Here is a 10063-nt window from a genome sequence, read left to right on the forward strand (position 1 = left end):
GCCACAAGCCGATCAGAGTGCCGGTGTCCGGATTGTTTGAGTTACGAAGGTCTTGAGAAAATTCCCGAAGCCAGCCAGCTCTATGACGATCCTGTAGACGAGATCATTCATGCGTCTAAATGTGCAAATGATTCTTGTTCTACTGGGAAAATCAAATCAAAAACCGTCCGAAAACAGGTCGACAAGACTGCGATCGAAGAGCCCGATTCAGGATCCAGCTTCAAAAACTTCTCACTCTCCGGTTCCATTATCCCTCCTCGGGAGGTCCTTCGATCGTCGTCCTGGAAAATAGGGGGTGTGATCCTACTGTTCGTACTCTCAGCAACGTTCGGGACATTTGGAGGATTTGGCGGTGGCGGGGTCGCAGAGGCCGGAGCATATGATGACGTCCAGTTAGAAGGGGACACTTCCCCCGAAGCAGTCTACCAATCGGCAAATTGGACCGTTTACCAATCAGGTGATAGCTATATAGTCTCCGGAGTAATCGATGGATCAGTCGTTTATCTCACGGATGAAGGTGAAGTAACTGACTCTCCATATAAATTCGACAACGCTACAGCAGCTCAAGATTCTATAACCCTCTGGCAAACTCGGAATGACCAATTGCCTACTGAATATCCAGCGCCCGATAATACAACTCCTCAAACTGACGAATCTGGCTGGCAAGTTTTCTCAAACAATGGGACGCATGTTGTAGCCGGTGAGATCGATGGCGAGGTCGTCTTCCTCCACCCGAATGCAGATTACCACACCGAACCATATTTCTACGATTTGAGTGGAGCCGCAGAGCAGTCGATTCTCTATTGGACTTCATTAGCACAAACCAATGATCTACCTGAAGTGTACCCAGTAACCGAATCCGAGGTCCGAAACGTGCTGTCAGAGTGGGATTCTGACGAAACAAAAGCGGACATCTGGGACTCGACCGATCTTGGCAACTGGACGATCTATACGAACGGGTCTGCATATGTGGCTACCTCAGTACTTGATGGGGAAACAGTCTACCTTCAACCCAATGCAACGGCCACCTCGAGTGTAGCATACTTTGATTCGCCCACTAACCTGTTATCAGCACTCAGCGAATGGCGCGAGAACAATCCAAATATCTACCCACACCGGATTTCAGAAGCGCCCGATCTTGGGTCCGGTTGGGAATTAATCGATGAACAAGAGACTGACTCAGGAGATGAGTTCACGACAACCGATGACGACTCGCTTTCCTCACCAAACGAGACCAACTCAACAAACACCTCAAGTGGGACTATCTCCGGAACTGTAAGAGACGCCAACGACGATCCTGTATCGGGAGCCACGGTTACACTTCATAGCGACCCGATAACAAATACAACTGACTCGAATGGGGAGTTTACGTTCACAGATGTTCCTGAGGGCGATCACACGATCCACGTCGAACCGCCAGAAGGAACTGATCTCGCCGCCCCCCAAAACACCAGTATCTATGTGAGCGAAGAAGGTGAAGTGACTCCGCAAAACGACCCTGATAACGTCCTCTACCTAGAGAACGCAGATGGAACCATATCCCAAAATCGGCTAACCTTCGTCGCCCAAGAGAAACAACCAATCGAAATCCAAGGGACCGGAAGCAACGTCGCCTCCACCATTGAGGTAGCGAATCCCAGTAATATCGATGATGTCGACGTTACGCTCGAACCAGAGTATACAGCCGTTCAACGCTCTAAAGTCCTCAAAGGGAGTAGTGTATCCGAAACTCTCTCTTTGGAGGGGAATACTGAGCCTCGGAATCAAACTCTCTACATCCAGGGTGATCTAGCGACCCAGCAGGTTACTGAACAAGGGGTCGCAAATGGGACGACTCAATTCGACATCAAAGGCAACGTGCCTCCAAGAAACACTCTCCTCTCTCTCACTTCCGACGTCAACGAAACCCAGCGTTCAAAAAGTGATACAACAGGTAGGGGCTCGGTTTCGTTCTCCAATGACGGAAACACGGAAGCGGCCGCCTCACTTCAACTCAAAGGGATCCGAGACAAAATCGCAGGCGTATCCGTCTCAGGGAGTGTGAGCTACTGGGGTCCCTGGGAAAAAGGCGATTGGAGTGGGACCGTATACGAGAACACAGGCTCAAGCCCGCAACGGGTTAAAGTGATTGCTGAGGCCTATGCCGGAGATTGGAGTTACTACGATAGTGATACAGTATACGCCTATGCCGAAGGGAGCGTGAATGGGCCAGGGATAAGTTGGCACCTCAGCGTTTCCGCTTCTGAGGATGATACACACGTCTCCCAATCCAAAAGCAAATGGATCACTCTACAACCCGGCGAAACCATTACTGCATCCGGTGAAACGGATTACGCAGTAAGTGGATTTTCAGTCGACGTTAAAATGGACACAGGCGATGTCTCAGTTTCAACACCGAATGGCAACCATCAAAAGACACTCGATAAAGGCGATACCACCACCCTCGACCTCGGGAAGCTTGAGCCCGGGAGCCATTCTATCTCGCTCAATCCCGATGGCAACGTGGACTACGATCTCACATGGACTGAACGGTTCGGTGCGAAGGACGTCCACGTCGAACTGGGCGACAGGCTATTCTACAAGACCTCGGGAGTCCTCGATGGTGAAAAGAAAATCACCGATTTCCCAATGTCCACAGGATCTACTGCTCTCGAAATCTCTGCAAGTGGCCGACCAGTAGAATATAACCTCCAATATGAGAAAGTTGCAACGCCAGAACAGATGGCTCTCCAAATCGGGTCTGAAACCTACTCCTACCCAGCCGATTTCACAGGAAGCGGCCCCCTCCCGCACGCAGCAGACGATCAACCACTAAAAGTCGATATCTCTTCGTTATCCATTGGCGATAACCCGGCTTCAATCCAGACCGAACCAGTCGATGGCATCGACACAAAGGCCGAAGCAACGATCGTCTACGACGGCGAGGCCGAACAGACTCGAGACCCCAAAATCATCATCGAAAAGCCAGATGGGACGACCAACGAAAAGTCCATTCCCGACTCGGCCTTAGATAACGGTAAATTAGCTTCCCCGATCGATACATCGATCCCGCCCAGCTGGCTTGGGGCAGGTACGAACAAAGTCACCGTTCAGACAGCGGATGACTCGGTCGTTACTGCGGAGATCAAGACCGAAGGACTCGAATACCAGAATAAATCCCTCAGCTACGGCGGGTAAGCCCTCACCCACAAAACCAACAGAAAATGGAAATCGGCGAATCTGGACTTCCCGAAGGGACGGCCACCACTCGATCGGAGTGCACATGCCCGGATTGTCTCAGTTATGACGGCCTCGAGGCGATCCCTGGCGCCGACCAACTATACGATGATCCAATAGACAAAATCGTTCAAGCATCTCAGTGTGCGAACGATGCATGTCCAACTGATCAAGTCGAACCAACAACGATTAAGAAACAAATAGATAAAGACGAGCTCAAAGAATCTGAACCCTTCATTGATTTTGAAGATTTCTCAATACACGACTACATTATTCTCCCACGTAATCTCATTCGCTCGACGTCCTGGAGAGTGATTGGGGTTATTCTCCTGTTCGTCATTTCAGCAATCTTCGCAACGTTAGGCGGGTTTGGAGGCGGTGGCGGAATCGTCGAGGCCGAGGATTCTTACGATGGGATCGAAGTAGCCGATAGCACAGTTCCGGAAGCAGTATATGAAGATAGCAATTGGACCGTCTACCGATCAGGTGACTCCTATATCGTCTCTGGGGTAATCCAAGGGTCAATCGTATTTCTCACGGAAAACGGAGAAGTGACTGATTCACCATATCGGTTCGATAATTCGACAGCTGCAAAGGAAGCAATCGCGCTCTGGCGGGCCCGAAACAATCAATTCCCTTCTGAATATTCAATACCCAACGCAACGGAATCGCTAATCGACCAAGTGAACTGGCAAGTCTTCTCCTATAATGGGTCCCATATCGTTGCCGGGAAAATCAACGATCGGCCCGTCTTTTTGCAACCAAATGGCGAATACACATTTGAACCCTATTTCTACGAAATTAGAGGGATAGCTGAACAATCCATCCTCTACTGGGTTGCCCTTTCACAGACAAACGACTTACCCGCAGTCGAGCGAATTACTGCATCCGAACTCCAAAACATCCTTTCGGATTGGGACGTGAACGAGGAAAAATTCGACGTCTGGAACTCAACTGATCTGGGCAATTGGACCGTGTATACGAACGGTTCTGCATATGTCGCAGTTGCTTCGATCGATAATGAAACCGTTTTCCTCCAACAGAATGGAACGATACCCACGTCAATCAACTATTTCGACTCTCCCACTGCCCTCTTAGAGGCTCTTAGCACATGGAGAAACAACAATCCCAATCTCGATCCTGCCCCCATCACTAAAACTCCAGATTTGGGATCCGGGTGGGAGCTAATCGACGATCAAGATGCAATAGAAGATGGCTTGAGAAGCGACGAGCTCACAACCACTCTCAATGATTCAATTTCTTCTGGCACCGGGACCACAATTGCTGGAACCGTGAAAGACGTGAATGACCAACCAGTCCCCGATGCAACAGTAACTCTCCATAGCGATCCTCAGACTACTACGACCGATTCGAGCGGTGAATTCGTCTTTACGGGCGTTCCAGAGGGTGACCACACGATCCATGTTGCACCGCCGGATGGGACTGATTTCGCAGCCCCTCAGAACACCAGCATCTATGTGAGCGAAAACGGAGAAATATCAGCCCAAAATGACCCGGACAATGTCCTCTTTTTCGAGAACGACGATGGAACCATCTCACAGAACCGGCTGACATTCCTCGCTCAGAAGAAACAACCGATCAAAATCAGTGGCAAAGGCAGTGAAGCAACTTCCACTCTTAATGTGGCAAACCCAAGCAATATAGATAATTTAACAGTCTCCTTCATGCCCGAATACACGGCGACACAAGTGTCAAAAACCCTCAGCGGGAGCAACATAAGCGACAATTTAACAGTAAACGGAACAACCAACCCAAAAAATTCCCAACTGTACCTACAGGGACGCTCAACAACTGTTAACACCCAAATCACAGGGACCGCACTAAACGGAGATGAAATCCAGGAAAACATCTCGAAAACCCCATCATCGAATGCAACTCTCGAATTAACCGGACTGGGAAGCCGAGAAAAATTCACACAATCATATCTTGACGTCAGTAATGGATATTCAAATTCGATATCGGTAGGTGGAACAAAAGTTGAGGATTCTACAGTCACTTTCAACGGTCGGTCTTATATAAATAACAACCGAGTAACTGGGAGCACCTCAACTGGTGGCAAAATCGAATTCCCGATGGAAGGGAACCTCGACCCCATCGGTTATTATGGAGATGCAAATCCTCAAATCACTGTTTCACGGAGTGCTGGAAGCTCAAGCTCAAAAAACCTCGATGGTCGTGGTTGGGATAGAGCAAATGGCGATTACGTAATGACCGATCATACGATCTCAATGGACGTTTCTGATCTCGATTCAATTCAAAAAGTCCGCTTTAAAGCAGGACCAGATGATGTTGGAACCGCAAAGATTGAGGTTTCCGTAGATGGGCAAACGTTCGGAACTTCCAGTGTATCCAGCAATGACTATTATGACTATTACGCAACCTGGTTAACTAACTGGGGAGGCCCAGTCGATGTTTCAAGCAAGGACACGGTTCAAATCTCATTCCGACAAGTCGGTGGTGATGCAAGCAGCGCAAAATTATATTCCGCAAAGGTCACCGAATATCCATACGATATCACCGTTTCAGATGCCAATTATTCACCTCATTGGAGCACAACTGAATCCATTGTAGAATCATTTTACAAAGACCTCGACGGGAATGCTTGGAGTAGAGAGTATGGAACTGCAATTACTGATTCTACCGACCTCACATGGACCGTTGATGTATCAAACATGGACTCAATAGATGATGCTAAAATCAATGCAAGGAACCACTATGGATGGGAAAATGACCCCTCCTATTATTTAATGGTGGATGGGAACATTATGAGTGAGCGAACAATCAAGCACAATAATGATGTTCCTTATTGGGTTTCGTTCGACGAAAATTCAGTCGATGTTTCAAATCAAAACACAGCCACAATTTCACTCCAAAAAACGGGTGGAGAAGGTGATCTTTGGGTTTTTGATTCAAAAGGAGACCAAATAGAACGAACAACATCTACTGGGAAACCCGAATCAGCATACCTAGGAACTGGCGATACAAAACCGATCTCACTATCAAATGGGCAAGACACACTCTATGTTCACGCCAACGGAGGTGGAAGCATTAATTTCGATCTCCGATATCAAGATCGAGGAGAAACAGCCGATCCCTCCCTGACTATTGGTTCAAATACTGTAAAACACGATGGACGGTTGCCAGCAGGGAAGAACGTGACAAAAGAAATTTCGCTTGAACCCGGAGAAAATCAATTTGAGGTATCGACCAAACATAATGTAGATTTGGAATTGAATTATATGGAAGTTACTGAAACCGAAGATCCCACAGTTCAAATTAACGATACCATGATTACCCACACAGGCACGCTTGGAATCGGAGAAACCATCACAAAGCAAATCGATTCATCAATACTAGAAAAAGGCCCAAAAGCAATCGGATTCCAGACCAGCTCCGGAAAATTCAACTACTCAATAGATTATACAAATCGTTTCACACCCACTCAGGCAAAAATCCAAATCGGATCTGAAACTTACAAATATCCCGAAGATTTCCCTGGTTTGGGTGAACTTCCCTCACCTCCGAATAACGACCCGGTTATGATCAATATCTCCTCGCTAACCACAGGCGAACAGTCGGTTTCACTCCAAACCGATCCGATCGGCGAGATTGAGACGATAGCTGAGGCGACCCTAGTCTACGACGGCGAAACGAAACAATCCTACCGACCAGAGATCATCGTCGAAGCTCCAGACGGCACTCGCCATTCGAAAGAAATACCCGACTCAGCCCTCGAGAACGGGAAGCTGGTCTCTCCTAAAAACATGACCATCCCAGCCCACTGGCTCGGGACAGGAGAGAACAAAATAATCGTCCGAACCAATGATAATTCGGTTGTCTCAGCAACGATCTCAACTGCCGGGCTCAAATATCAGAACAAAACCCTCTCACACGGTGGATGATATTTCCCCCAGTCAGGAAGCAAATTGACTTTCATCTATCGAATCAAGTTGGCCAAGAATTAAATACTGATCTCGTAATTTCTCACAATAGACAGCGGTTCCAGTATGCCAAAAGAAAAATCCGGGCTTCCGAGAGGAACGGCCACCAAACGGTCCGAGTGCAGATGCCTGGCTTGTTTGAGCTTTGAAGGGCTTGAAGAGATTCCAGAAGCCGTCAAACTCTACGACGACCCTATAGACGAGATTCTACACGCCTCGAAATGTGCGAACGGTGCATGTCCAACGGGGAAAATCAAGCCGGAGGAAATCAACAAGCAGATCGACAAATCTGAGCTCGAGGAATCCGAACCTCTCTTCGATTTAGAGGATTTCTCCTTCACCGACTATATTACTCCCCCTCGCGATCTCATTCGATCGACGTCCTGGAAAGTAATCGGAGTCATTTTCTTGTTCGTCCTTTCAGCCACCTTCGCTACGTTAGGCGGATTTGGAGGCGGTGGTGGAATCGTCGAGGCCGGCGATTCTTACGAAGGGATTGAGACCACAAATGGAACGACTCCCGAAGCGGTGTACGAAGATGGCAACTGGACGGTTTACCGATCAGGTGACTCCTATATCGTCTCTGGGGTAATCCAAGGGTCAATCGTATTTCTCACGAAAAACGGGGAAGTGACTGACTCGCCATATCGGTTCGATAACTCGACAGCTGCCAAGGAGGCAATCGCACTTTGGCGGGCTCGGAATGACAAACTCCCGTCTGAATATCCCATGCCCGATGCTACGAAATCACTAATCGGCCAAGTCAACTGGCAGGTCTTCTCCTATAATGGGTCCCATATCGTTGCCGGGAAAATTGACGATCGGCCTGTCTTTTTGCAACCAAATGGCGAGTACACACCTGATCCGTACTTCTACGACATCAGAGGGGTTGCTGAACAATCTATCCTCTATTGGGCAGCTCTCTCCCAGACAAACGACTTACCCGCAGTCGAGCCGATTACTAAATCCGAGCTCCAAAACATCCTTTCGGATTGGGACACGAACGAAGAAAAATTCGACGTCTGGAACTCAACTGATCTTGGCAACTGGACTGTGTATACGAACGGATCCGCATACGTTGCAACTGCCTCAATCGACAATGAGACCGTCTTCCTTCAACCCGATTCAACAGTATCTACCTCAACCGCCTATTTTGACTCCCCTACTTCCCTCTTGCAGCCTCTCAATACGTGGCGAGACAATAACCCTGGAATCAGCCTTGAACCCATCTCTAAAACTCCAGATTTAGGGTCTGAGTGGGAGCCAATCGACAACCAGGATGCAATAGAAGATGACTTGAGAAGCGACGAGCTCACAACGACTCTCAATGATTCAATTTCTTCCAACACCGGAGCTACAATTGCTGGAACTGTGAAAGATGTGAATGACCAACCAGTTCCCGATGCAACAGTAACTTTTCATAGTGATCCTCAGACCACCACGACTGATTCAAGCGGTGAATTCGTCTTTACAGGCGTTCCAGAGAGTGACCACACGATCCATGTTGCACCGCCTGATGGGACCGATCTCGCAGCCCCTCGAAACACGAGCATCCAAGTGAACGAAGATGGAGAGATATCTACCCAAAACGACCCGGAAAACGTCCTCTACTTCGAGAATGAAGATGGGACGATCTCTCAAAATCGGCTGATATTCCTCGCTCAAGAAAAACAGCCGATCGAGGTTAGCGGCGGTGGCAGCGAGGTTTCTTCCACAATCCAGGTGGCAAATCCCAGCAATATCAATGACCTCGAGGTCACTTTGATTCCAGAATATTCGGCCACAGAGAAAACAAAGACCCTGAATGGTACTGATACCTCCGATCAACTTTCCATTAATGGATCCTCAAATCCTCAAGACCAAACAATATTTTTGCAGAGTGAGATCGCACAAAAACAACAAACAGTCCAGGGCAAATATACCGGGAGTTCACCGACTATTGATCCAATTGGCAATATCGATCCAACCAATTTCAAATTCGAATTAGAAGGCAACAAGAGAGAAGAATCAACGGAAAAATCCGGGACTGCCACCCCGTCTGATCCAAATGCCTATACTTACGATGGCAATCTTGAGGGGTCAGCCACTATTACAGTCGAAGATCACGTACAAGAGATAGGGCAGAGTTCAGACTCAGGCACTTGGAGTGGAGGATCAATCAATCTCCCTGTAGAGGGAAACGCCCCAGCAAAAGATGTTCAAATCACCCTCACCGGCCAAAAAGGCTGGACTACAACCTATTCAATCCGCGAAAGGCAGGGTGGGACTGGATGGGACCTCCACTATGACACCTCCTCTACCGGGCATGTCGACGTAGGAGATACTTACAAAGTCTATATGTCCGTATCCACCTCTGACCGAGGAGATGCAGAAGCGGAAGCGAGGGCAAGCACTCCTCAAGAGTATTTGAGGGCCGATTCGGGTTCATATTATACACCAGATAGCGAATCGACTTCCTACACCGGGTATATCTCACCAAGTGATGATCTATATGTTCAAGCAGCGGTTGACGTGTGGGGCGATGAGAATGACTGGTATGACAGTGCCAGTGCAACTGCGAAAATCACCTTACAACGTGAACTACCGACTCAAACAGTAACTTTGCAAGGAAAAGACAAAACATACGAGGTCGGTCCACTCAGTAATGGAGAAACAAGAACAATCACGATTGATGAGGTCCCCGCAGATGGACAAATCGGTGTATCTACGAGTGGGTATCCTGGATTCGATTACTCTGCCAGCTGGACTGAACAACAGGCTCCAGAAGACATTTCGATCCAGAAAAATGGCAACACGATCTGGTCACAAAACGGTGTCTTCTACGATTCTACTCAAACCATATCAGTTTCCAGTCTCAGTCCAGAAGACGAAATCAACATCACACC

At 48.2% G+C, this 10063-nt stretch carries 3 protein-coding genes; all 3 read left to right on the top strand.

The annotated features are described in order from the left end of the window. Positions 1-36 precede the first annotated feature (36 nt). A complete protein-coding gene (locus RH831_RS11280) occupies positions 37-3177 on the top strand; it encodes a carboxypeptidase-like regulatory domain-containing protein (RefSeq protein WP_310554304.1) in 3141 nt (1046 codons plus the stop codon). A gap of 26 nt (positions 3178-3203) precedes the next feature. Further along, the gene (locus tag RH831_RS11285) at positions 3204-7139 is read left to right on the top strand and encodes a carboxypeptidase-like regulatory domain-containing protein (RefSeq protein ID WP_310554305.1); all 3936 of its coding nucleotides are present in this window, start codon (positions 3204-3206) and stop codon (positions 7137-7139) included. Between the two features lie 177 nt (positions 7140-7316). Further along, positions 7317-10063 (top strand): carboxypeptidase-like regulatory domain-containing protein (locus RH831_RS11290; protein WP_310554306.1); only part of this gene is annotated, 2747 nt, incomplete at its 3' end.

Origin of the sequence: Halodesulfurarchaeum sp. HSR-GB (assembly GCF_031432215.1) — an archaeon.
In the GTDB taxonomy this organism is placed as follows: Archaea; Halobacteriota; Halobacteria; order Halobacteriales; family Halobacteriaceae; genus Halodesulfurarchaeum.